The organism is Hoeflea sp. BAL378 (genome assembly GCF_000759435.1).
Lineage (GTDB): Bacteria > Pseudomonadota > Alphaproteobacteria > Rhizobiales > Rhizobiaceae > Hoeflea.
The window spans coordinates 1-248 of record NZ_JRJG01000179.1 but is presented as its reverse complement, the minus strand read 5'-3'; the positions used below and the strand labels follow the sequence as shown (position 1 = coordinate 248).

1 protein-coding gene is annotated in these 248 nt (G+C 55.6%); it reads right to left on the bottom strand.

The features are described from left to right. Window positions 1–39: 39 nt before the first annotated feature. Window positions 40–248 (bottom strand): hypothetical protein (locus LL06_RS28135; RefSeq protein WP_210165730.1); only part of this gene is annotated, 209 nt, incomplete at its 5' end.

Below are 248 nucleotides of genomic sequence, written 5' to 3'. Positions count from 1 at the left end.
TGGCGACACATGCAAGTTGATTGAGAAGCTGGCGGGCGGCTAACCCTTTGAAGTCTTGAACACGTCTTTGTTTTGGTTTCGGACACGGAGCGCGAGCTCCGCAAGGCCAAGCGGCCGTCGCGCCTCGTGGCGCGGCCCGTCCGGAGCGCAGCGATCGAAGATCGCGACAGCGTCAGGACAAAACAGATCATCAAACTTGTTTGATGAGCATTGATCAATGAGAACGATCAAGCCGATCGAGCTATTAG